21 protein-coding genes are annotated in these 24276 nt (G+C 64.7%); 16 read left to right on the plus strand and 5 right to left on the minus strand.

Features of this window, described 5'->3' with window-relative positions; genetic code table 11:
* Positions 1-19: 19 nt before the first annotated feature.
* The 4 genes from kduI to KEC45_RS19820 are packed head-to-tail and all read left to right on the plus strand — an operon-like array spanning position 20 to position 4217.
* Positions 20-862 (plus strand): 5-dehydro-4-deoxy-D-glucuronate isomerase, encoded by an 843-nt coding sequence (gene kduI, locus KEC45_RS19805; RefSeq protein WP_062186060.1) that lies wholly within the window; start codon positions 20-22, stop codon positions 860-862.
* Complete coding sequence (gene kduD, locus KEC45_RS19810; RefSeq protein WP_062186057.1) at positions 862-1617, plus strand: 2-dehydro-3-deoxy-D-gluconate 5-dehydrogenase KduD; 756 nt, start codon at positions 862-864, stop codon at positions 1615-1617. Before kduI ends, kduD begins: the two co-directional genes overlap by 1 nt.
* Positions 1618-1663: 46 nt before the next feature.
* Positions 1664-2677: a sugar kinase gene (locus KEC45_RS19815; RefSeq protein WP_062186055.1), complete on the plus strand. Its 1014-nt coding sequence runs from the start codon at positions 1664-1666 to the stop codon at positions 2675-2677.
* Positions 2664-4217 carry a carboxylesterase/lipase family protein gene (locus KEC45_RS19820; protein WP_062186053.1) on the plus strand — a complete coding sequence of 518 codons (1554 nt, stop codon included), beginning with the start codon at positions 2664-2666 and terminating at the stop codon, positions 4215-4217. Before KEC45_RS19815 ends, KEC45_RS19820 begins: the two co-directional genes overlap by 14 nt.
* Here KEC45_RS19820 and KEC45_RS19825 read toward each other — a convergent pair.
* The 3 genes from KEC45_RS19825 to KEC45_RS19835 are packed head-to-tail and all read right to left on the minus strand — an operon-like array spanning position 4214 to position 6962.
* The gene (locus KEC45_RS19825) at positions 4214-5188 is read right to left on the minus strand and encodes an alpha/beta hydrolase (protein ID WP_062186051.1); all 975 of its coding nucleotides are present in this window, start codon (positions 5186-5188) and stop codon (positions 4214-4216) included. The two genes, KEC45_RS19820 and KEC45_RS19825, sit on opposite strands and share 4 nt — an antisense overlap.
* Complete coding sequence (locus tag KEC45_RS19830; protein WP_062186050.1) at positions 5185-5586, minus strand: cupin domain-containing protein; 402 nt, start codon at positions 5584-5586, stop codon at positions 5185-5187. Before KEC45_RS19830 ends, KEC45_RS19825 begins: the two co-directional genes overlap by 4 nt.
* Before the next feature lie 2 nt (positions 5587-5588).
* Complete coding sequence (locus KEC45_RS19835) at positions 5589-6962, minus strand: polysaccharide lyase family 1 protein (RefSeq protein ID WP_062186048.1); 1374 nt, start codon at positions 6960-6962, stop codon at positions 5589-5591.
* A 253-nt stretch (positions 6963-7215) separates the two neighbouring features.
* On the opposite strand from KEC45_RS19835, the gene KEC45_RS19840 reads away from it, so the two are divergent.
* Both KEC45_RS19840 and KEC45_RS19845 read left to right on the plus strand, forming a co-directional pair.
* Complete coding sequence (locus KEC45_RS19840; RefSeq protein ID WP_062186046.1) at positions 7216-10047, plus strand: TonB-dependent receptor; 2832 nt, start codon at positions 7216-7218, stop codon at positions 10045-10047.
* 78 nt (positions 10048-10125) lie between these two features.
* On the plus strand, positions 10126-11739 hold the full coding sequence (locus KEC45_RS19845) for a family 43 glycosylhydrolase (protein ID WP_238586785.1): 1614 nt from the start codon (positions 10126-10128) through the stop codon (positions 11737-11739).
* On the opposite strand, the gene KEC45_RS19850 is transcribed toward KEC45_RS19845, so the two are convergent.
* Positions 11736-13232 (minus strand): UxaA family hydrolase, encoded by a 1497-nt coding sequence (locus tag KEC45_RS19850; RefSeq protein WP_062186044.1) that lies wholly within the window; start codon positions 13230-13232, stop codon positions 11736-11738. The genes KEC45_RS19845 and KEC45_RS19850 overlap by 4 nt on opposite strands.
* Before the next feature lie 99 nt (positions 13233-13331).
* Here KEC45_RS19850 and KEC45_RS19855 point away from each other — a divergent pair, with 99 nt between their 5' ends.
* From KEC45_RS19855 to KEC45_RS19870, 4 genes are read left to right on the plus strand one after another with little or no spacing between them, the layout of a single operon-like run.
* Positions 13332-14123 (plus strand): 2-keto-4-pentenoate hydratase, encoded by a 792-nt coding sequence (locus KEC45_RS19855; protein ID WP_238586784.1) that lies wholly within the window; start codon positions 13332-13334, stop codon positions 14121-14123.
* 22 nt (positions 14124-14145) lie between these two features.
* Complete coding sequence (locus KEC45_RS19860) at positions 14146-15453, plus strand: MFS transporter (RefSeq protein WP_062186040.1); 1308 nt, start codon at positions 14146-14148, stop codon at positions 15451-15453.
* A gap of 3 nt (positions 15454-15456) precedes the next feature.
* Entirely contained in the window at positions 15457-16869 is a 1413-nt protein-coding gene (gene uxaC, locus KEC45_RS19865; protein WP_062186038.1) for a glucuronate isomerase, read from the plus strand.
* Positions 16866-18185, plus strand: a complete 1320-nt coding sequence (locus KEC45_RS19870) for a mannitol dehydrogenase family protein (protein ID WP_062186036.1) — start codon at positions 16866-16868, stop codon at positions 18183-18185. Before uxaC ends, KEC45_RS19870 begins: the two co-directional genes overlap by 4 nt.
* On the opposite strand, the gene KEC45_RS19875 is transcribed toward KEC45_RS19870, so the two are convergent.
* The gene (locus KEC45_RS19875; protein ID WP_062186034.1) at positions 18182-19069 is read right to left on the minus strand and encodes a LysR family transcriptional regulator; all 888 of its coding nucleotides are present in this window, start codon (positions 19067-19069) and stop codon (positions 18182-18184) included. The genes KEC45_RS19870 and KEC45_RS19875 overlap by 4 nt on opposite strands.
* A gap of 97 nt (positions 19070-19166) precedes the next feature.
* Here KEC45_RS19875 and KEC45_RS19880 point away from each other — a divergent pair, with 97 nt between their 5' ends.
* From KEC45_RS19880 to KEC45_RS19905, 6 genes are all read left to right on the plus strand, one after another.
* Positions 19167-20660 (plus strand): CoA-acylating methylmalonate-semialdehyde dehydrogenase, encoded by a 1494-nt coding sequence (locus tag KEC45_RS19880; protein WP_062186032.1) that lies wholly within the window; start codon positions 19167-19169, stop codon positions 20658-20660.
* Positions 20661-20748: 88 nt separating this feature from the next.
* Positions 20749-21288 carry a hypothetical protein gene (locus KEC45_RS19885; RefSeq protein ID WP_062186030.1) on the plus strand — a complete coding sequence of 180 codons (540 nt, stop codon included), beginning with the start codon at positions 20749-20751 and terminating at the stop codon, positions 21286-21288.
* 26 nt (positions 21289-21314) lie between these two features.
* Positions 21315-21620, plus strand: coding sequence for an I78 family peptidase inhibitor (locus tag KEC45_RS19890; protein ID WP_062186028.1), 306 nt, complete (start codon positions 21315-21317; stop codon positions 21618-21620).
* On the plus strand, positions 21613-22008 hold the full coding sequence (locus KEC45_RS19895) for a RidA family protein (RefSeq protein WP_062186026.1): 396 nt from the start codon (positions 21613-21615) through the stop codon (positions 22006-22008). Before KEC45_RS19890 ends, KEC45_RS19895 begins: the two co-directional genes overlap by 8 nt.
* 2 nt (positions 22009-22010) lie before the next feature.
* Positions 22011-23156, plus strand: coding sequence for an acyl-CoA dehydrogenase family protein (locus tag KEC45_RS19900; protein WP_062186023.1), 1146 nt, complete (start codon positions 22011-22013; stop codon positions 23154-23156).
* Positions 23153-24211, plus strand: coding sequence for an enoyl-CoA hydratase/isomerase family protein (locus KEC45_RS19905; RefSeq protein WP_062186021.1), 1059 nt, complete (start codon positions 23153-23155; stop codon positions 24209-24211). Before KEC45_RS19900 ends, KEC45_RS19905 begins: the two co-directional genes overlap by 4 nt.
* Positions 24212-24276 lie beyond the last annotated feature (65 nt).

The raw sequence follows: 24276 nt of genomic DNA on the forward strand, positions 1-24276 counted from the left end.
CGAGCGAGGATGCGATCCCATGTTTTCCAAGACCTATTACGCCACCCATCCCGTAATGATGGAAGAGGTGTCGAACGCCGAACTGCGCGATCGCTACCTGATCCAGAACCTGTTCCGTGAGGGCGAGTGCGTCCTCAACTATACCCACGCCGACCGTTTCGTGATCGGCGGCGTTGCCGTCGGCTCGGCGCCGGTCAAGCTGCCCGCGCAGAGCGAGCCGCCGTCGGCCGCGGGGCATCCGTTCCTCGAACGCCGCGAGCTCGCGATCGTCAACGTGTCATCGGTGGAAGGCACCGTCACCGTCGACGGCGAGAGCTTCACGCTCGGCAACAAGGACTGCCTCTATGTCACGATGGGTGCGAAGGACGTCGAATTCGCGGGTGCCGGCGCGCGCTATTATCTGGCGTCGTGCCCCGCGCACAAGGCGTTCACGACGCGCAAGCTGGGCATCGCCGACGCCAATGCGCTCGATCGCGGCAGCCTGGCAGAATCGAACGAGCGCACGATCTTCCAGCTCGTCATTCCGGGTGTCTGCGACAGCGCGCAACTCGTCATGGGGCTGACCGTGCTCAAGGAAGGAAGCGTCTGGAACACGATGCCGCCGCACATTCACGAGCGCCGCAGCGAGATCTATTTCTATTTCGAACTCGACAATGTCGACACCGACCGCGTGATGCATTTCATGGGCGAAGGCGAGGCGACGCGTCACATCGTGATGCAGAATGAGGAAGCGGTGATCAGCCCGCCCTGGTCGATCCACATGGGCGCGGGCACCAAGGCCTATGCCTTTATCTGGGCGATGGCGGGCGAGAATCAGGACTATACCGACATGAACGTCCTCGACATCTGTCAGCTTTCGTAATGGCGGGCCTGTTCGATCTTTCGGGCAAGGTTGCGCTCGTCACCGGTGCCAACACGGGCATCGGGCAGGGGATCGCGCTTGCGCTTGCCGAAGCGGGAGCCGACATTGCTGCCGCCGGCCGTTCCCCCGCCGACGAGACCGTCGGCAAGGTGCGCGGGCTCGGCCGCAAGGGCGAGAATTTCGCCGCCGACCTGTCGAGCGTCGGCGCCGTGCAGCCGCTCGTCGATGCGGTGCTCGCCGAATTCGGACGCATCGACATCCTCGTCAACAATGCCGGCATCATCCGCCGGGCGGACGCGGTCGATTTCACCGAGGCCGACTGGGACGCGGTGATGGACACCAATTTGAAGACGCTCTTCTTCCTCTGTCAGAGCGTCGGCCGTCACATGATCGCGCGCGGTTCGGGCAAGATCATCAACATCGCCTCGATGCTCACCTTTCAGGGCGGCATTCGCGTGCCGAGCTATACCGCATCGAAATCGGGGGTCGGCGGGCTCACCAAGCTGCTCGCGAATGAGTGGGCGGCGAAGGGCGTGCAGGTCAACGCGATCGCGCCCGGCTATATCGCGACGAACAACACCGCCGCATTGCAGGGTGACGAGACGCGCAACCGCCAGATCATGGAGCGCATCCCGGCCGGCCGCTGGGGCGACCCCAGCGACATCGGCGGCGCTGCGGTCTTCCTCGCGTCATCGGCGTCGGACTATGTGCAGGGCCATATCCTCGCCGTCGACGGCGGCTGGCTCGCGCGATAACAATATAGGCCACCCTCCGGCACGGACGGGGTGAGCGGGGAGTGAGATGACCGAAGGCCGCCTTGTCTTTTTCGGCGAACTGCTGATCCGCCTGACTGCGCCCGGCAACGAATTGCTGATGCAATCGCCGTCGCTCGCGCTCCATGTCGGGGGCGCCGAGGCGAACGTTGCGATAGGTCTCGCCCATCTTGGCCACGATTGCGCGATGGTCAGCCGCGTCCCTGCGAATGCGCTGGGCCGCGGTGCCGTCGCCGCGGTGCGGGGTGCGGGCGTCGATTGTTCCGACGTCTCCGATGCGCCGGGACGAATGGGGCTCTATTTCCTCAGCGTCGGGGCGGGGCTGCGCGCGTCGGAGATCGTCTATGACCGCGCCGGGTCGAGCTTTGCGGCGACGGGTGCCGAGGATTATGATTTCGACCGGCTGCTTACGGGCGCGGGTCTGCTCCACCTGTCGGGGATCACCCCCGCGCTCGGGCCGCGCTCTGCCGAAGCCGCGCTCGCGGCGGCACGTGCAGCGAAACGGCTCGGCGTGCCTGTCAGCTTCGACGGCAATTATCGTGCGATGCTGTGGGAGGCATGGGACAGCGATCCGCGCACGATCCTGTCGGAACTGATCGGCTCGGCGGACATATTGTTCGGCAATCACCGCGACCTGTCGCTTGTGCTGGGCAAGGCCTTCAGCGGTGAAGGCGAAGACCGGCGGCGCGAAGCCGCCGAGGCTGGTTTCTCAGCCTTCCCGGGCCTCAAACTGATCGCCTCGACCGCGCGCCATACGGCCACGGCCGACCATCACCGCATCGCGGCGCGCGTCGACCTGCGCGATGGTGGTTACCAGACCCCCGAGATCGACGTCACCGGCATCGTCGACCGCATCGGCGCGGGCGATGCCTTTGCTGCAGGCGTCCTCCATGCGCATCTGTCGGGCAGCGATGCGCGTGCAATGGCTGAAAGCGGTCTCGCGCTGACCTGTCTCAAACATTCGCTGCCGGGCGACGCGAGCCGCTTTGGTCAGGCCGATATCGACGCCTTCCACGGCGGCGGGCTCGATGTCCGGCGCTGAACGGGTCAGCCGCCGTACTTTGATCGGCGGCGGCCTTGCGCTTGGCGTCGCGACTGCCTTTCCGGCGAAGGCCCGCCACGATCGGGCTTCGATGATCGAGACACCCGATGGTCTGTATGCAAACGTCAATGGCGGCGGCGGGCTTCCCTATCGTTTCGCCGGCATCCGCTATGCGCGTGCTGCGCGCTTCGCGGCGCCGGTCGCCGTGCTCAGGGCCGAGCAATTCGGTCCGGACCCGCAAGCCCCGTTGCGGCCTGACGGGCGGAAGGGCCGGGATATGGTCTTCGGCCCGGCGTGCCCGCAGCAGGGCGACCGATATCATCCGCAATCCGAGGACTGCCTTTTTCTCAACGTCTGGACACCGTCGCTAGAGGGCGAGGGGCGTCGCCCGGTCATGGTCTATTTCCACGGCGGTGCCTATTCGACCGGCAGCGTCACCGACCCGGTCAACGACGGCGCAAGCCTCGCGGCGCGCGGCGATGTCGTCGTCGTCACCGTGAACCACCGCCTCAACGCGCTCGGCTATCTGTATCTCGCCGGGCTAGATCCGCGTTTCCCCGATAGCGGCAATGCCGGGCAACTCGACCTGATCGTCGCGCTCAAATGGGTGCAGCGAAATATCGCGGCGTTCGGCGGCGATCCGGGCAATGTCACCGTTTTCGGCCAGTCGGGCGGCGGTGCGAAGATCGCAACGCTGATGGCGATGCCTGAAGCCAAGGGGCTTTTTCACAAGGCGATCACGATGAGCGGGCAACAGGTCACTGCCTCGGGCCCGCTCAACGCGACAAAGCGGGCGCAGGCGTTTCTGGCCAAGCTGGGCACGGGCTTCGATCCCGCGACCGCTCCGGTCGAGCAGCTCGTTGCCGCGCTGTCGGCGACCGACCCGATCCTTGGCGGCGGCGTCTATATGGGCCCGGTGCTCGACATGAAACATCTGACGCGCCACCCCTTCTGGCCCGACGCCGCGCCGCAGTCGCTCGGCATCCCGATGATGCTTGGCAACACGGTGATGGAAACGCGCGCCTTCTATGCGCCCGAAGGCAAACAATTGTCGGGCCTGAGTTTCGGGAATCTCGCGGTGCGGATCGCGCCGGAGATGCGCATCGATATCGAACCATCGTGGGTGGTCGGCCAGTTTCGCAGCCGATATCCGCAGGCCGCGCCGCTCGAGCTGTTCCACCGCATCGTCACTGCCGCGCGCAGTTGGCGCGGGCAGGTCGAGGAGGCCGAAGCGCGCGCACGCGCGGGTCATCCGGGCTTCGTCTACCAGCTCGATTTCGAGGGCGCGAAACATGCCGACGATATCGCGCTCAGCTTCGGCACGATCCCCGATCCGACCCCCGCGCAGCAGGCGATGAGCGATCGCGTCATGGACGCTTTCGTCCGCTTTGCCCGCACGGGTGATCCGGGTTGGCCGGCCTATGATCTCGATAAACGGCGGACGATGATCTTCGATACGTCGAGCCGCGTAGAGAATGATCCGAGAAAATGGGAGCGCGAGCTGTTCGCGCGCGTGCCCTATATCCAGCCGGGCAGCTAGACGATCCTGTGCCCGCCGAGCCAGTTCCACAGCAGCTCGGGCCAGATTGCAACGGGTAGTCCCGCCGTCTTCATCAGTCCGAAGCCATGTTCGCCGCGCTCGAAGAAATGCGCTTCCACCGATGCTCCAACGGCGCGCGTCGCTTCCCGTAGCCGAACGCTGTTCTCGACCTTCACGACGCTGTCGTCCTCGGCGTGGAGCAGCCACAGCGGCGGCTGGTCGGCGCGGACATTGCGTTCGGGCGAGTAAAGTTTCTCGCGCGCCGCGTCGGCGTTGGCGCCGATCAGTTTCTCGCGGCTCACCGCATGCGCGATCGCCGGGTCCATCGATACCACGGGATAGATGGCCCCGAGGGCATCGGGACGCGCCGGCAAGGCGTCGGCGGCATCGACCGGATCGTAAATCTTTGCGTCGAAGCGCGTAAGCAGGCTCGTCGCGACCTGCCCGCCCGCCGAGAAGCCGCCGAAGGCGACGCGCGCCGGGTCGATCCCGTCGGCCTTTGCGCGGCTGCGCACCAGCCGTACCGCACGCTGCGCATCGGCGAGCGGCACGTCGGCGCCGTTCGTCCAGCCGTCGCCGGGCAGGCGGTAGAAGAGCACATAGACGGTCACGCCGCGCGCTCTCAGCCAGCGGGCGAGTTCATAACCTTCCTTGTCGACCACGACGTAGCGATAGCCGCCGCCGGGCGCGAGGATCACCGCCGCGCCATTGGGCCTTGCCGGGCGGAAGATGTCGAGCCGCGGGCGCGTAATGCCTTGCAGCATCCGGTCGCTGGCGTTCGGATCGTGGCTCCGCTGTACGACCTGTTCGACAAGCCCGGGTGGAGGGTTGATATGACCTTCGGGCCAGAGCGCGATGCTTGCATCGGGCGCGAGGCCTGCCGGCCGTGTCCATACTGCTTGCCCCGCTGCCGCGCTCGCAAAGGGCAGCGCCAGGCTGGCCGTCAGCAGCGCGCGACGGTCGAGGCTCATGGTGCGGGGGCCTTGTTCGGATAGGCGATGATCAGCACCAGCGGCGCGCCTCCGGTCTGGCGGATGCCGACCCTGGCGCCCTTGTAGAGCCACGCCGCCATGCCGGCCTTCAGCTCTTTCTCTTCGCCGTCCGAATGGACGACGCCGGTGCCCGAGACGACATAATAAATCTCGTCATGATCGATCGGATGCACGCCGATCGCGGCGCCGATATGCAGCGCGCGCTTGCGGAATTCGAAGCTGCGCGGCGCAGGGACCGAATCGCTGATCCGGTAGGCGGTCGACATGCCGATCGCGCCGTGCGGCGGCGCCTCTTCGCGGACCGTCGCCGCTTCGTCGATCACGACCATTGCAGGTGCGCCGGCGCTCGCGAGTATCAGAGCAAGAAGCGCGTTCATCGTCAGTTAGCCGTTCGCGACGCGCGGTCGCGTGCCGACAAATGCTCCTGCGGCATGGGCGCGGTCTGGCCGGGATAGCTGCCCGATTTGGGTTCCATCGTCGCAAGGTCCCACTCGGCTGCGACAAAAGGCGCGCGCGCCTCCTTGACCGTGGGATAGCCGCTCACTTCCTTTTCGTCGTCGATTACCTCGCCGCGCCCTTCGGCGACGAAAAAGAGCACGCGAATCTCTTCGGCGTCGCGCGCCCAGGGCCGCGCGCCGGCGGTCGACAGCACCGAGGTTTCGACGTCGCGCACCGGCAGGACATTATAGCCTCCGACCGGCGCGAGCGGCGCCTTGGCACGGATCAACTTGGCCTGCGTCTCGCCATAACGGCCGAACTCGGGCAGCGGCTGGCCGTGACGGTCGACCGCCAGATTGTCCTTGCCATAATATTCAAGGTCGCCGTCGCCGCCGAGCATCAGAAAGGGCAGGTCGGGATCGGTGTCGTTGCCGCCGCGCATGACATTGCCGATCGCGGTGATCTGTCCGGTCACATAGTCGTGCCCGACCCATTCGAGATTCATCAGGTTATAATGCACCGCGCGATGCTGTGGATTATAGATCAGATTGTTGATCATCAGCGCCTGTCCGCCGCCCTTGATCAGCGGGTTGCGCTCGACATTATGCGCCCAGACATTGCGATAGAAGACGATGCCCGTGGCATTGTCGTGGATCAGCGACCCTTTGCTATGCTCGCCCTTCGGATGGCTGGCATCGGCGAGGCCTTCGGCCGCCAGATTGTTCGAAAAGGTGATGTTGTGGCTCGTGCCCCGCCGCCACTCATCGACATTCTTGCCGGTGAAACGCGGGCCGGAGGCCGACATATTCTCGTCGATCCCCCACATGAGCGTGCAATGATCGACGATGACATTATGCGCCGCGACGGTCGAAAACGTGTCGGCTTCCCACCCGCTGCGCTTCGGCTGGCCGTCGACGCCGGTATAGATGCGCAAATGGCGCATCACGACGTCGTGCGTCTTCACATCGATCCCTGTGCGGATCAGCGTGACGCCGGGGCCGGGTGCGGTCTGGCCGGCGATGGTCAGGAACGGATGTTGGATCTCGATTGTCGTGCGGCCCATGTCGATCACGCCGCCGACCTCGAACACGATGATACGCGGCCCCGGCGTCTCGATCGCGGCCTTCAGCGACCCCGGACCATCGGGGGCGAGCGTGGTCACGCGCAATATCTGTCCGCCGCGTCCGCCTGGGGTCTGTGCCGCAGGACCGACCGCGCCCGGAAAGGCCAGCGGCGCCGCATCGGCCGCGATCGCCGAGCCCGATGACAGGCTAAGGGCTAGAAAAAGCGCAGTTATCCAGGGCTTTTTGGCCATCCCATCTCTCCTCATCATTGGGGTATTGACATGTTCGTCGCAATCCGCAATCTTTCTGACACCGGTTACCCCAATCGGTCAACGAGAAAATATTTCCAAGGGAGAGGGTCTGATCCGGTTCGTCGCGACACGCGGCGGGCCATCTCACTCTCTGAAAAATCGACGGACGAAGCGGTGTGCCAAATCGCTTTGTCCAACAAAGTAACCGGTGTCATTCCTTGCGCGAGCGGGGGCAACGGGGCGATAAGGGAGGATGATAATGGCAATTCATGCAATGCGGAGCATTCGCACTTTGACCCGGCTGGCGTGCGGTGCATCGCTTGCCGTAATCGCGGCCGCGCCGGCCTGGGCGCAGGACGTCACAGCCGCCGACGAACCCGTAGCCAGCGCAGACGAGATCGTCGTCACCGGCTTTCGTGCGTCGCTCGGCGCTGCGCTCAACGTCAAGCGCGAGTCGGTTGCTGCGGTCGATGCGATCGTCGCCGAAGATATCGCCAAATTCCCTGACCAGAACCTCGCCGAATCGCTGCAGCGCATTCCCGGCATCACGATCCAGCGCGACGGCGGCGAAGGCCGCGGGATCACCGTCCGCGGGCTCGGCTCGCAATTTACCCGCGTTCGCGTCAACGGGCTCGAAACCGTCGCAACCTCGACCGACGGCGCGTCGGCGAACCGCGACCGTGCGTTCGATTTCAACGTTTTCGCATCCGAGCTGTTCAGCTCGATCGTCGTCCACAAGACCGCGTCGGCCGAACTCGACGAAGGGTCGCTGGGGGCGGTGGTCGACCTCAACACGGGCAATCCGCTCGCCGGCAAGGGTGGCTTCACCGCGGCGCTGTCGGCGCAAGGCAGCTACAACGACCTCTCCGAAAAAGTCGGGCCGCGCGTTGCGGGGCTGCTGAGCTGGGTCAACGACGCCGGCACGCTCGGCTTTGCGGTTTCCGCTGCCTATTCGGACCAGAAGACGCTCGAACTCGGCAATAATAGCGTTCGCTGGGCGCAGGCGCGCTTCGACTCGGTCGACGGCACGCCTTGCTGGACCGCCGCCAATGCGGGCGGCACCTATATCCCGAGCGCCGCATGCAATGCCGTGTCGCTCGCCTTTCACCCGCGTATCCCACGTTACGGCGAAATCGCGCACGACAAGAAACGCCTCGGCCTCACCGGGACGATTCAGTTCGCGCCGAGCGATGCGACCAAAATCTCGATCGACGGTCTTTATTCGAGCTTCAAGCACCAGCGCCGCGAGCGTTGGGCCGAAGTGCTGCTGCGCAGCAACGAACGTTCGATCAACGTCAGCGACTATGAAATCGACGACGACAATAATCTGATCTCGGCGACGCTCGACGACGCCTGGGTGCGCACAGAACATTATCTGCGCAAGGCAAAGACCGAATTCTGGCAGGTCGGCGCGACGTGGGACCAGGACGTCAGCGATACGTTCCGCTTCACTCTGCTGGGCGGCCTGTCGAAATCGACCGCGTCGATCCCGCTCGAAACGACGATCGTCTTCGACGACCGCGATGCGCAGGATTATCGCTACGACTATAGCGACATGGCACGCCCGCTGCTGACCTTTGGCACCAGCGTCACCAATCCGGCGAACTTCCAGCTTGCCGAAATCCGCGACCGTCCGTCGGAGGTGGAGAATAAGTTCCGCACCGCCCAGTTGCGCACCGAATGGGACATCAGCGATGATTTCACGGTGAAGGCGGGCGGCGTCTATCGTCGCTTCGACTTCGCCAGTATCGCCTTCACGCGCGACACGGTGGTGTGCGGCAACGGGGGCGTCGACCGCGTTCTCGGCACGCTAGCCTGTTCGCCGTCGTCGGCATTCGGGCCCGCCGCCATCTATGGCTTCCCGGTCACCTCGGCACTCGCCGAGCTGTTCACGCTCGGCAAGGCGGGGCAACCGTCCGGCACGACGACCGAATGGCTGGTCGCCAACCTCGACGCGACGACCGATTTCACCAAGCTCTATGACCGTGTCGCCGCAGTCGACGCCGGCAACAATCGCGCCGTGCGCGAAGAGGTCACCGGCGGCTATCTGCAGTTCGATGCCAAGGGCGAACTCGGCGGGCTGCGTTACGCACTCAACGCGGGCGTGCGCTATGTTCACACCGCGCAGACCTCGAGCGGGCTGAACAGCGGCGCGGCGGTGACGGTGAAGCGCAGCTATGAGGACTGGCTGCCTTCGGTGAACCTCGCGCTCTTCCCGCACGAGGACATCATCATCCGCGCCGCGGTCGCCGATGTGATGACGCGTCCGACGCTCGGCAACCTGACCCCGGGCGGGTCGGTCGACGGGTTCAACTATCGCATCAACTACGGCAACCCGTTCCTCGACCCGTTCCGCGCGACCTCCTACGATCTCGCGTTCGAATGGTATTTCGCGCCGCAGTCGATCTTCTCGGTCGCGCTGTTCAAAAAGGACATCGCGAGCTTCCCGGTCGCGACGACGACGAGCGGGACTTTCGCATCGACCGGTCTGCCGACGTCGGTGATCCCGCCGAGCAGCCCGGGCTCGATCAATCCCGAAGGCCAATTGTGGACGATCACCTCGATCGGCAACGGCGAAGGTGCAAAGCTGAAAGGCATCGAAGTCTCGTTGCAAGCACCGTTCAAATTCCTGCCGGGCTTCCTGTCGAACTTCGGCGGCATCGTGAACGCGACCTACGTCGATTCGGACGCCGACTATACGGTCGCCGGCCCGTCGATCGTCCCCGGCGGGGCGAATGTGTCGGCGGTGCGCAACGGCACGCTCTTCAACCTGTCGAAGCGCGCCTATAACGGCACGCTCTATTATGACGACGGCAAGTTCAGCGCGCGTGCCTCGGTCAGCTATCGCAGCCGCTATGCCGACGCCAACAGCGGCACCGGCAACGTCTTCGAAGGCTATGGCTCGACGATCAACGTCGATGCGTCGGTCCGTTACGCGATCACCGACAATATCGAAATTTCGGTCGAGGGCATCAATCTGACCGACGAATATCGCTATCGCTTCACCGATATCGATGCCGACCGCAATTACGAGAACAACCACTTCGGCCGCACCTTCCTGTTCGGCGCACGCGTCAAAATCTGACGCCAATGGGTTAGTCCCGGTGAGGCCCGGTTTCCGATTTCAGGGGACCGGGTCTTTCTTTTTTGAGGAGAAGATTAGGTGACCGATCGCCGCGACATGCTCAAACTCGCCGGCACCGGTCTGCTTGCGACCGGCCTGTCGGGCATCGGCGCGACCGCCACATGGGCCGGGGCGACGCCTGCATCTGCGGCTCGCGTTCCGGCCTGGGCCAAGGGCTTCGACGGGCAGCGCAAGGCCGATCTTGGCGACGGGCGCTTTCTCAACCCGATCATGGCGGGCGACCATCCCGATCCGTCGATCCTGAAGGACGGATCCGACTATTATATGACTTTCTCGACCTTTGACTCCTATCCGGGTCTGGTCATCTGGCATTCGCGCGACCTGGTGAACTGGCGCCCGATCGGCCCCGCGCTCCACAAGAATATCGGATCGGTGTGGGCGCCCGAACTCTGCAAGCACAAGGGGCGCTATTATCTCTATATTCCCACGAAAGGCCCCAACACGAGCTGGGTGATCTGGGCCGACCGGATCGAGGGGCCGTGGAGCGAGCCGGTCGACCTCAATCTGCCGAACCATATCGATCCCGGCCATGCGGTCGGAGAAGATGGGTCGCGCTGGTTGTTCCTGTCGGGGGGCGACCGCGTGCGCCTGTCCGACGACGGATTGTCGCGCGTCGGCGAGCCCGAGCATGTCTATGACCCATGGCGTTATCCCGCCGACTGGGTCGTCGAAGGCTTCGCGCCCGAGGGGCCGAAGATCACGCGGCGCGGCGGCTATTATTATATGATCACCGCTGTCGGCGGCACCGCGGGGCCGCCGACGGGGCATATGGTGATCGCGGCGCGGTCGAAATCGATCCATGGGCCGTGGGAAAATTGCCCCGCGAACCCGCTCGTCCATACCAAAACGGCCGCTGAAAAATGGTGGTCGCGCGGCCATGCGACGCTGGTCGAAGGGCCGGCGGGCGACTGGTGGAGCGTCTATCACGGGTTCGAGAACGGCTATTGGACGTTGGGGCGCCAGGCCTTGCTCGACCCGATCGAATGGACCGACGACGGCTGGTTCCGGATGAAGGGCGGCGATTTGTCGCAGCCGATCGCGAAACCCGCGGGCGGCACGGTCGCTGGGCCGCACGGCATGGCGCTATCGGACGATTTCAGCGCGCTCGCGCTGGGCGCGAAATGGAATTTCTTCAAGCCCGCCGCCGACGAACGCAGCCGCGCGCGGGTTGAAAATGGCGCGCTGGTGCTGGCTGCGCGCGGCAAGGCGCCGGTCGATTCATCGCCGCTGCTGCTCATCGCGGGCGATCAGGCGTACCGCTTCGAATGCGATATCGAGATCGCGCCGGGCGGAACCGCGGGGCTGATCCTCTTCTACGACGAGAAGCTTTACTGCGGGCTGGGTTTCGACGGCGAGCGCTTCGTCACCCACCAATATGGCATCGAACGCGCGCGCCCCGCCAATCCGCACGGGACACGCATGCGGATGCGTGTCACCAACGACCGTCATATCGTCACCTATGACACCAGCGGCGACGGGGGAAAGACGTGGGTGCGCTTCGATCGCGGCATGGAGGTCTCGGGTTACCACCATAATGTCCGCGGCGGCTTCCTCATGCTGCGGCCCGGCCTCTACTCGGCCGGGCAGGGCGAAGCGCGCTTCCGCAACTTCACCTTCCGCGCGCTGGATTAAAGCGTCACGCCCGATTTCCAGATCGCGATATCGCGTTCCTCGTTTTTCTCGGCGCGCGTCGCGGCGCCTGAGGCTGTCGCGGCGATCAGGCCGAGCAGCGCATCCGCCGCGCTGTCGAATCCCGCGTCGAGTACTGTCCCGGCATCGAAGTCGATCCAGCCTGCCTTGCGCTGTGCCAGTGCGCTGTTCGATGCGATCTTCAGCGTCGGCGCTGGAAAGCCGAGCGGCGTGCCGCGGCCGGTGGTGAAGAGGATGATCGTCGCGCCCGCCGCGGTCAGCGCGGTCGACGATACCGCGTCGTTGCCCGGCGCCTCCAGCAGCGTCAGTCCCGGCAGCGTTGCTTCGCCGCCATAACGCCGGACATCGACTACGGGTACCTTGCCGCCCTTCTGCACCGCGCCGAGCGACTTTTCCTCGAGCGTCGTGATCCCGCCCGCGATATTGCCGGGTGAGGGATTCTCGCTCACGGGTTCGCCGTTGCGAATGAAATAGTCCTTGAAATCCCGGACCAGCGCGACCGTCTCGTCAAAGATTTCCTGCGATACCGCGCGGTCCATCAGCAACTGCTCGGCGCCGAAAATCTCGGGGATCTCGGTCAGCACCACCTTGCCGCCCGCCCCGGCCACAGCATCGGCCATGCGCCCGACGAGCGGATTGGCGGTCAGGCCTGAGAGGCCGTCGGAACCGCCGCACTTGACGCCGAGCACCAGCTTCGACAGCGGCACATCGCTACGCGGTGTATCGGCGCAGCCATCGACGAGCGCGTCGATGGATTCGAGGCACGCCTCTTCATCATCCTCGACCGCCTGCGCCGACAGCGTGCGGATATGCGCGCGGCGTTCGGCCGGGATGAGGTCGAGCAGCGCGCCGAGCTGATTGCTCTCGCACCCGAGTCCGACGATCAGCACGCCACCTGCATTGGGATGCTGCGCAAGCGCGGCAAGCAGCGCGCGCGTGTGGCCAAGATCGTCGCCGAGCTGCGAACAGCCAAAGGGATGTTTGAACGCATGGACGCCGTCGACGCGTCCCGCATGGCGCTCGCCCGCGATCCGCGCAACGCGTGCGGCAAGGTTGCCGACGCAGCCGACCGTCGGCAATATCCATATCTCGTTGCGCGTTCCGACGCGTCCGTCGGGACGAACATAGCCGCGGAAGGTCGGCGCTGTCTTGCCGGGCTGTGCCGCTTCGCCGGCATCCGGCGCGTACAGATAATCGCCATCGCCGCTCAGCGCAGTCGCCAGATTGTGGCTGTGGACATGCTCGCCGGGGGCGATGTCGGTGGTCGCGGTGCCGATTGGAAAGCCATATTTGATCACCGCCGCGCCGCGCGCGATCGGCTCGATCGCGACCTTGTGCCCACGTCCCAGGTCGACCGAGGCTCGAACGGGGGAATCGGCGAATAGCCTCTCGCCGGCAGCGATATCGGCGATCGCGGTCGCGACATTGTCCGCATCATGGACGCGGATCGCACGGGTTGCGATGTTACCGGTCATCGCCGCTCAGCACCCGGCACGTTGGGAAATTTGTCATACATATGATATTTGCTTGCCTTTGACACCGGTGTCTCTTACACCGCTTCGCGGAAGAGGGAAATGAGAAAGATGCTGGCGACAAGCGATCAACAGAATGTAGCGCGTGCATTAATCGACGCGCGTGCGGGAAAGACACCGCTTACCGTCTATCCCGGCACGATGCCGCAGACGATGGCCGAGGCTTATGCGATCCAGGATAGCGCGATCGCGATCGATGGGCGCCGCGTCGGTGGATGGAAAGTCGGGCGGATCGCAGCAGAGCTCGTCGACCGCTACGGCCGCAACCGCCTGACCGGACCGATCTTCACCAACGAAATCTTCGATGGCGCCGCCAATCCGGTGATGCCGGTCTATGCCGACGGGTTCGCCGCGGCGGAGGCCGAGGTCCTTCTCTGCTTCGGCGACGTCGGTACGCGCGACTATGACATCGACACCGTGCGCGAATGTATTGCCGACGTCCGCACGGGTATCGAGATCGCGAGCTCGCCCTTTCCCGAAATCAATCGCCACGGCCCCGCGGTCACCGCGTCGGACTATGGCAATAACAAGGGGCTGATCCTCGGCCCGTCGATTGCCGATTGGCGCAACGTCGACCTCATCCGCATGCCGGTCGAAATGGCGATCGACGGCGAAACCGTCGGCGCGGCGACGATGGAGGCCATGCTCGACGGTCCGTTCGGATCGGCGCTGTTCCTGATCGACATATTGCGCACACGCGGCATCGCGATCCCGCCCGGCACCTGGGTGTCGGCGGGCGCGATTACCGGCATTCATGAAATCACGCCCGGCCAACGCGCCGAAGCGCTGTTCGACGGAAAAATCCGCGTCGGCTGCTCGATCAAAAGCTACTAAAGCAACATAACGGGAGAGGTTTATGGCACAGGCATTCGCGGACGGAGGTACGGCGGCGCCGGTGCCAAGGTCCGGCCGCTATCGCTGGCTGATCGTCGCGGTGCTGTTTGCCGCGACCACGGTCAATTATATCGACCGCACCATGCTCGGCCTGCTCGCCCCGACGCTCGGCACCGAGCTTGGGTGGAGCGAGAATGACTATGGCAACATCGTCACCGCATTTCAGGCTGCCTATGCGCTCGGCTTTTTGCTCATGGGCTGGCTGATCGACCGTTTCGGGCCCAAGATCGGGTACAGCATCGCCATTTCAATCTGGACGATCGGTCATATCGCGCATGGTTTTGCGGGGTCGGTCGCCTCTTTCATGGCGGCACGCGTCATTCTCGGCGTGGGCGAGGCGGGTCATTTTCCGTCGGTCGTCCGCGCGTCGAGCGAATGGTTTCCGCAAAAGGAACGCTCCTACGCGATCGGTTGGGTCAACAGCGCGACGACGATCGGCGTCATCCTGACCGCGCCGACAATCTGGCTTTTCATGGTCTGGATGGGCTTCGATTGGCGTCAGACCTTCATCTACACCGGCGCCTTCGGCATCATTCTGCTGCTGCTCTGGCTCTGGCTCTACAGCAACCCACGCGAAAGCGGGAAGGTCAGCGACGCCGAACTCGCGTGGATCGAGCACGATCCCCCCGAAAAGATCGAGCGCCTCGGCTGGGGCGCCATCGTCACCAAGCGCGAAGCCTGGGCCTATGCGACCGGCAAGTTCCTCACCGACCCGGTATGGTTCCTGATGCTCTTCTGGCTGCCCAAATATTTCAGCACCACCTATAATGTCGATCTGAAGGTCGTGCTGCTGCCGATGATCATCATGTATCTGCTCTCCGACGTCGGCAGCATCCTTGGCGGCTGGGTATCGTCGAAATTGATCCAGACGGGGCACAGCGTCAATTTCGCGCGCAAGGCGACGATGCTCGGCGCGGGTTGCTGCGTGCTGCCTTTGCTGTTCGTCTCCGGGCTCGACAATATGTGGCTCGCGGTCGTGCTGATCGGCATCGCGCTCGCGGGGCATCAGGCCTTTTCGTCGACGATCCTCTCGATCCCGCCCGACATGTTCCCGAAACGTGCGGTCGGCTCGGTGATCGGGCTCGGCGGCTTCGCGGGCGGTGTCGGCGGCATGATCATGGCGAAGTCGACCGGGCTCGTGCTCGACGCGACGGGGGGCAATTACACGCTCATCTTCGCGGCTTGTACCGTCGTCTATTTCCTTGCCGTGCTGGCGATCCACATCCTTAGCCCGCGCCTCGCGCCGGTCACCGTAGAAAGCAAAGCCTGATCCATGCCTCGTCCGCTGGTCCTCTCCCCCGACCGCCTCTTCCCGTCCGATCCGGCGCAGCGCGACATCGCGCGCCGACTCTATAGGGAAGTGGCGGGCCTGCCGATCATCAGCCCGCACGGACATACCGACCCAAGCTGGTTCGCGGGCAATGCCCATTTCGGCAACGCGGCGGAGCTTTTGCTCCACCCCGACCATTATGTGTTCCGGATGCTCTATTCGCAGGGCGTTTCGCTCGATGATCTGGGTATCCGGAACCGCGACGCCGACCCGCGCGAAAGCTGGCGGATCTTCGCGCAGAATTACCATCTATTCCGCGGCACCCCGTCGCGGATGTGGATGGACTGGGTGTTTGCCGAAGCGTTCGGCTTCGACGTGCAATTCTCGGCCGAGACTTCGGACCTCTATTACGACCGCATCACCGAAGCGCTCGCGACCGATGCCTTTCGCCCGCGCGCGCTGTTCGACCGTTTCGGGATCGAGGTGATCGCGACGACCGAGAGCCCGATCGATACGCTCGAGCACCACGGCGTGATCCGCGCCGCCAATGCCAGCGGCGAATGGGGCGGCCGCGTCATCACCGCCTACCGCCCCGATCCCGTCGTCGATCCCGAGTTCGAGGGCTTTCGCGATAATCTGAAACGTTTCTCCGATTTGTCGGGCGAGGATGCGTTCAGCTACGCCGGCTATCTCGCCGCGCACCGCAATCGTCGCGCCTTCTTCGCCGAAATGGGCGCGACCTCGACCGACCATGGTCATCCGACCGCCGCAACCGCCGACCTGTCGAATGCCGAGGCTGAAGCACTGTTCGCGCGTGTGACCGCTCCCGACGTCAGCGCCGCCGACGCCGAGTTGTTCCGCGCGCATATGCTGACCGTGATGGCGGGAATGAGCCTCGACGACGGGCTGGTGATGCAGATCCACCCCGGCGCATTCCGCAACCATAATCCCTGGTTGTTCGAGCATTATGGCCGCGACAAGGGCGCCGATATCCCCACGGGCACCGACTATGTCCATGCGCTGCGCCCGTTGCTCGGGCGTTATGGCAATGAAGCCGCGCTGACGATCATCCTCTTCACGTTGGACGAGACGAGCTATGCGCGCGAACTCGCGCCGCTCGCGGGTCACTATCCGGCGCTGAAGCTTGGCCCGGCCTGGTGGTTCCACGACAGCCCGGAGGGGATGCGTCGTTTCCGGAACCAGATGACCGAGACGGCGGGCTTCTACAATACAGTCGGCTTCAACGACGATACGCGTGCCTTCCTGTCGATCCCCGCGCGCCACGATGTCGCGCGGCGAATCGATTGCGGCTTCCTCGCGCAGCTTGTCGCCGAGCATCGGATGGAAGAGTGGGAGGCGGCGGAGCTCGCCACCGACCTCAGCTACAATCTCGCCAAGGCCGCGTACAAGCTGTGAGACTGTCAGCGCAAACGCCGCTCGCGGCGTCGGTCCAGGCGCCGGGCTATGACCGCGGCGCGCAGGCGCCCGGGATCGTCCATATCGGCATCGGCGCGTTCCACCGCGCGCATCAGGCGGTCTACACCGACGATGCGATGGCTGCGGGCGACCGCGACTGGGGCATCGTCGGGGTGTCGCTGCGATCGGGCGACGTCGCGGCGCAGCTTAACCCGCAGGACGGGCTATACACGGTCAGCACGCGCAGCACGGCAGGGGCCAGGTTGCGGCTGATCGGCGCGGTGCAGAAGGTGCTCGTTGCGGCCGACGATCCGCAGGCCGTCATCGACGCCATCGCGGCGCCGACGACGCATATCGTCAGCTTCACCGTGACCGAAAAGGGCTATCTGCGCCGTGCCGACGGGTCGCTCGACCTCGCTGCGGCGGTCGGCGGGGCGAGCCTCTACCGGTTCGTTGCCGCTGGTCTTGCTGCACGCAAGGCGGCCGGCCTCGGCGGCGTTACGTTGCTCAGTTGTGACAACCTCGCCGGCAATGGCGCGGTGCTGCGCCGGTTGATGCGCGAATATCTTGCCGCCTATCACCTCGATTTATCGGCATGGTTCGACGGCGAATGCACTTGTCCTGCGACGATGATCGATCGCATCGTCCCCGCGACGACCGACGCCGATCGCGCGGCGGTCGAAGCCGCGCTCGGCGTGCGCGACGAGGGTGCGGTCGTTACCGAAGGCTTCAGCCAATGGGTGATCGAGGATGACTTTGCCGGCCCGCGTCCGCGCTGGGAAAATGTCGGTGCCGAACTGGTTGCCGATGTCGCGCCCTATGAGACTGCAAAGTTGCGCATGCTCAACGGTGCGCATTCGGCGCTCGCCTATATCGGGATCGGGCAAGGCCATGAGTTCGTGCATCAGGCGATCGCCGATCCCGCGATCCGCCCCGTCATTGAACGGTTGATGCTGGACGAGGCCGCGCCGACGATCGACGCGGCGCCTGGGCAAGATCTGACCGCTTATGCCGGTGCGCTGATCGACCGTTTCGCCAATCCCGCGCTCCACCACCGGCTGATCCAGATCGCGATGGACGGCAGCCAGAAGATCCCGCAGCGCTGGCTCGAAACATTGGCGTGGCATCAGGCGCGCGGGCAGCGCTGCCCGTCGCTCGAAGCCGCGGTTGCGGCTTGGATCGCCTTCCTGCGCAGCGACCATCCGATCGACGATCCACTCGCGGACAAGCTGCGCGACGCGGCGGCGGGCCCCGATGCGATGGAGCGCCTGTTCGGCGACAGCGGCCTGCTCTCCTCCGACTGGCGCCCGATCTAGGTTGGCACCAGCAACCCCCGGCTCTCGCGCACCTCGGCATCGAGCCAGTCGATAAATGCCCGGATGCGCGGCTGCGGCGCAACGTCACGGTGGAGCGCGAGCCAGAAGGCGCGCGCGACCGTCTGCTCGGGCCGAACGCGCACCAATGCGGGATCGCCCGCGGCAAGGAAACAGGGCAGCACCCCGACACCTGCGCCGCCCGCGATCATCCGCCGCTGTGCGAGGATGGACGACGAGCGTACATTGGCGCGCAGCCCCGGTTCGATCTCGCCCAGATAATCGAGTTCGGGCGCGTAAAGTATGTCCGGCATATATCCGATGACAGGAATGCCCGCGCGTGAGAGCGGCGCGGCGACCACCGCCTCCTGCCAGTCGCGCCGGTCGGCGGGGGCATAAAGGCCCAGGCTATAGTCCGACAGCTTGCGCGTGATCAGCGGACCCTTGCGCGGCCGTGCGAGCAGCACCGCCATATCGGCCTCGCGCCGCGATGGATTGAGGAAGCCCGACGAGGCGACAAGGTCGATCTCAAGCTCGGGATGCGCGGCGACGAAGCCCCCGAGGCGCGGTGCGATGAAGCTGTTGCCGAAGCCTTCGGACACGCTCACGCGCAATTGCCCCGACAGCGTCGACCCGCCGTCCGGCGCCATATGGATGCGCGCCGCCGCTGCCGCCATCGCTTCGGCGTGCGGAACGAGCGCCCGGCCCGCCGCGGTCAGGACGAAACCCGTCGGCGCGCGTTCGAACAAAGTCTGTTGAAGCGCCGCTTCGAGCGCGCTGACCTGACGGCTGACCGTCGTCGCATCGACATGCAGCGCCGCGCCGGCCCGCGCGAGCGTGCCGTGGCGCGCGACGAACAGGAAATATTGCAGCTTGTCCCAGTCCATATGCTGCAAATATGCAGGATAATGCTGCAAGTCTATCCCTTGCAATCGTGCCGTAACTGGTCTGTGGCAGCGGCAAGATTTTACGGGAGATTCGAACATGCGACAGATCGACCATCACATCGTCGGCGGCGCCGGCGGCAGCAGCCGCTTCGCCGACGTCCTGGACCCCAACAACGGCGGCGTGCAGGCGCAGGTTGCGCTCGGCGACCGCGCCGTACTCGACCGCGCCGTTGCCGCCGCCAAAGCCGCCCAGCCCGCATGGGCCGCGACCAACCCGCAGCGCCGTGCGCGCGTGATGTTCGAATTCAAACGCCTCGTCGAAGCGAATATGAACCAGCTCGCCGAGATGCTGTCGAACGAACATGGCAAGGTCATCGCCGATTCGAAGGGCGACATTCAGCGTGGGCTTGAAGTCATCGAATTCTGTTGCGGCATACCGCATGTGCTCAAGGGCGAATATACGCAGGGCGCCGGTCCCGGCATCGACGTCTATTCGATGCGTCAGCCGATCGGTATCGGCGCGGGCATCACTCCGTTCAACTTCCCCGCGATGATCCCGCTGTGGATGGGCGGCGTCGCGACTGCGGTCGGCAACGCCTTCATCCTGAAGCCCAGCGAGCGCGATCCGTCAGTCCCCGTCCGCCTGTCGGAACTGTTCCTCGAGGCGGGCATGCCCGAAGGCATTTTCCAGACCGTTCATGGCGACAAGGAAATGGTCGACGCGATCCTCGACCATCCCGACATCGGCGCGGTCAGCTTCGTCGGCTCGTCGGACATCGCGCATTATGTCTACAACCGCGGTGTTTCGAACGGCAAGCGCGTGCAGGCGATGGGCGGCGCGAAGAACCACGGCATCGTCATGCCCGACGCCGACCTCGACCAGGTGGTGAACGACCTGACCGGCGCGGCCTTCGGTTCGGCGGGCGAACGCTGCATGGCGCTGCCCGTCGTGGTTCCCGTGGGCGAGGACACCGCGAACCGTCTGCGTGAGAAGCTGATTCCCGCGATCGAGGCGCTGCGCGTTGGCGTTTCGACCGATGCCGAGGCGCATTACGGCCCCGTGGTGACGCAGGCGCACAAGGAAAAGGTCGAGGGCTGGATCGCGAAATGCGCCGATGAAGGCGCCGAACTGGTCGTCGACGGCCGCGGCTTTACCTTGCAGGGTCACGAAAAGGGCTTCTTCGTCGGGCCGACGCTGTTCGACCATGTCACGACCGATATGGAATCGTACAAGGAAGAGATTTTCGGCCCGGTGCTGCAGATCGTCCGCGCGCCCGATTTCGAAACCGCGCTCGAACTCCCCAGCAAGCACCAGTATGGCAATGGCGTCGCCATCTTTACGCGCAACGGCCATGCCGCGCGCGAATTCGCCGCGCGCGTCAATGTCGGCATGGTTGGGATCAACGTACCGATCCCGGTGCCGGTCGCCTATCATACGTTCGGCGGCTGGAAACGCTCTGCGTTCGGCGACACCAACCAGCACGGCATGGAAGGCGTAAAGTTCTGGACCAAGGTCAAGACCGTAACGGCGCGCTGGCCCGACGGGTCGCCCGACGGCGGCAACGCCTTTGTCATCCCGACGATGGGCTGACGGGCGAACGCATGAAACCCGGCTCGGCCATCGGGCATTCTTCTCCTGACGGCGCCGACATATGGTCGGCGCCGCAAGGAGGTTGACGATGAGGCACCGGGTTATACTTGCTGCGACGCTTTTTCTTGGCGCGTGCAGCGGCGGCAAGGACGAGGAATCGGGCCCCGAGGCGACCGCGACGATCGGCCCGTTGCAAAAGGCCGAACGCTCGGCGCCCGCCGAACCCTCCGGCGCGGTGGTCGACGCGGACCTGCCCAAAGCTGCAGACGAAGCACCTGCCAAACCGGACGTTTCGATCAAGGCCGACGGCAAGACGATTCCGCCCGCGATCCGCGGCCGCTGGGCGCTCAAGGTGGCCGACTGCACGGCAAGAAAGGGCACCGATCTCACGGCGCTGACGATTGATGCGACGAACCTGCGCTTCTACGAATCGCACGGCGAACTGGCGCGTGTTCGCCAGAGCGACGCGGTCCGTATCGTCGCCGATTTTCGGTTCAGCGGCGAAGGTGTCGAATGGGATCGCAGGATGCTGCTCGACCTTGACGACGGCGGCAAGACGCTCGTCCGCCGCGACTCCGGCGAGGGTGCCGTGGCGGGCGCGATGCGCTATACGCGCTGCGCCGGATGACGGCTTTTTAGAAAGGGAGACATACGATGGACATTCGCTTGCTCGCAATTGCCGCCGTTCTGCCGCTTGCGGCTTGTACGCAGGAACGGACACCCGTCGAATCGACCCCACCGCCGCCCGAAGCCGAAATGACGTGCAAGGCCGACGCCGCGCAATCCTATGTCGGTCAGACCGCGACCCCCGATCTCGGCGGCGCGATCCTGAAAGCCGCGGGCGCCCGCACACTGCGCTGGGGCCCACCGCGCTCGGCGATGACGATGGATTATCGTGTCGATCGCGTGAACGTCATGTACGACGACGCCTATAAGATCACGCAGGTCACCTGTGGCTGATTCCAGCCGTCGCAACCATAGCTCGGCATCCCCGTTCGAACCCGTCTATGGCTACAGCCGCGCGGTTCGGGTGGGGAACCGCATCGACGTCGCGGGCTGCGCGCCGATCGAGCCCGATGGCAGCTCGACCCCCGGCGACGCCGGGGCACAGGCGGCGCGCTGCATCGCGATCATCGGCGAAGCGCTGGAAGCGCTCGGCGGCAGCTTCGCCGATGTCGTGCGCACGCGCATGTATATCACCGACGCCGCGGACGCCGACCTTGTCGGGCGCGCGCACGGATCGGCATTCAAAAATGTGCGTCCGGCATCGACGATGCTGGTTGTGCCCGCGCTGATCCGTCCCGAATGGAAAGTCGAAATCGAAGCCGAAGCTATTATCGAGAAGTGACCATGACCGACCAGTTCCAGCTTACCGACGACCAGCTTGCCATCCAGGATATGGCGCGCAAATTCACCGCCGACCGCATCACGCCCTTTGCCGCCGAATGGGACGAGAAAAGCCATTATCCCGTCGAGGTGTGGAAGGCCGCGGGCGAGCTCGGCTTCGGCGCCATTTACGTCGCGGAGGAATCGGGCGGCATCGGCCTTGGCCGGCTCGAGGCGGCGCTGATCATGGAGGCGATGGCCTATGGCTGTCCCGCGACCAGCGCCTATGTCTCGATCCACAATATGGCGACCTGGATGATCGACCGCTTCGGCGGGGCCGAGATCAAGGCGCGCTTCTTGCCCGAACTCGTCAGCATGGAAAAAATCGCGAGCTATTGCCTGACCGAACCGGGCTCGGGCTCGGATGCCGCCGCGCTCAAGACGACCGCCAAGAAGGACGGCGACCATTATGTCCTGAACGGCACCAAACAGTTCATCTCGGGCGCGGGCTATAACGACATTTATGTCTGCATGGTCCGTACCTCGGAAGAAAAGTCGAAGGGCATAAGCTGCCTCGTCATCGAAAAGGACACGCCGGGCCTCAGCTTCGGTGCGCCCGAGAAAAAGCTCGGCTGGAACGCTTCCCCCACGGCGCAGGTGATCTTCGAGGATTGCCGCGTGCCGGTGGAAAATCTGGTCGGTGCCGAGGGCGACGGCTTTCGCTTCGCGATGGCGGGGCTCGACGGAGGCCGCCTCAACATCGGCGCCTGCTCCCTGGGCGGCGCACAGCGCTGCCTCGACGAGGCGATCGCCTATAGCAAGGACCGGCAACAGTTCGGGCAGCCGATCGCCGATTTCCAGAACACGCAATTCACCCTCGCCGATATGGCGACCGATCTCGAAGCGTCGCGCGCCTTGCTGTATCTCGCGGCCGCAAAGGTCACCGCGAATGCGCCCGACAAGTCGCGCTTCTCGGCGATGGCGAAGCGGCTCGCGACCGACAATGGCAGCAAGATCGTCAACGACGCGCTCCAGTTGTTCGGCGGCTATGGCTATCTTCGCGACTATCCGATCGAACGTTTCTGGCGCGACCTGCGCGTCCATTCGATCCTCGAAGGCACCAATCAGGTGATGCGGATGATCGTCGGAAGGGACCTGCTGCGCCAATGACCACCAATATAACTGACGATGTCCTGATCTCGACCGACGTCCGCGTCGGCCGCTTGTCGCTCAATCGTCCGAAGGCGATCCATGCGCTGAACCTGCCGATGTGCGACGCGATGATCGACGCTCTCGTGAAATGGCGGGATGACGACGCGGTCGAGGCGGTGATCATCGACCATAGCGAGGGCCGCGGTTTCTGCGCCGGCGGCGACATCCGCATGCTCGCGGAAAGCGGGGCGAAGGACGGCAAGGAAGCGCGCCTGTTCTTCCACACCGAATATCGCCTCAACCATCTGCTCTTCACTTATCCCAAGCCCGTCGTCGCGTTCATGGACGGCATCACGATGGGCGGCGGAGTCGGCATTTCGCAGCCGGCGAAATATCGTGTCGCGACCGAGCACACACGTTTTGCGATGCCGGAAACGGGGATCGGCCTGTTCCCCGACGTCGGCGGCGGCTGGTATCTGCCGCGGCTGGAAGGGCGCGTCGGCGCCTATCTCGCACTCACCGGTGCGCGGCTCGACGGCGCCGAGTGCCTCGCGCTCGGCCTTGCGACCCATTATCTGCCCTCGGAAAAGCTCGCCGACGCGAAGGCGCGGATCGCGGTCGACCCGACCCGCATCGGCGGCATATTGGGTGAACTGTCGGTTACCGCGCCGCCTGCGGCGATCACCCAGCATATCGAACGGATCAACCGCCTGTTCGCGAGCGACACCTATGAGGATATCCTCGGCGCGCTCGAAGCCGATGGCGGCGAATGGGCGATCAAGGAACTCGCGACGCTGCACGGCAAATCGCCGCAGACGTGCAAGGTCGCGCTGCGCCAGCTCAAGGAAGGCGGCGAAATGCACGACTTCGCAGCGCAGATGACGCAGGAATATGCGATCGGCAGCCGCGTTGTCGCGATGCATGATTTCATCGAGGGCGTACGTGCGCTGATCGTCGACAAGGACAACAGCCCGAAGTGGAATCCCCCGACCGCCGAGGCGGTCACCGACGACTGGATCGATGCGATCTTTGCGCCGCTGCCCGAAGCCGAGAAATGGACGCCGCTTAGCTGACCCTTGCCCCCCAACCTTTGTCACCCCGGACCTGGTCCGGGCCCCCGCTTCTTCGACGTCGCAAA

It is taken from the genome of Sphingopyxis sp. USTB-05, from assembly GCF_023822045.1.
Taxonomy (GTDB): Bacteria; Pseudomonadota; Alphaproteobacteria; order Sphingomonadales; family Sphingomonadaceae; genus Sphingopyxis.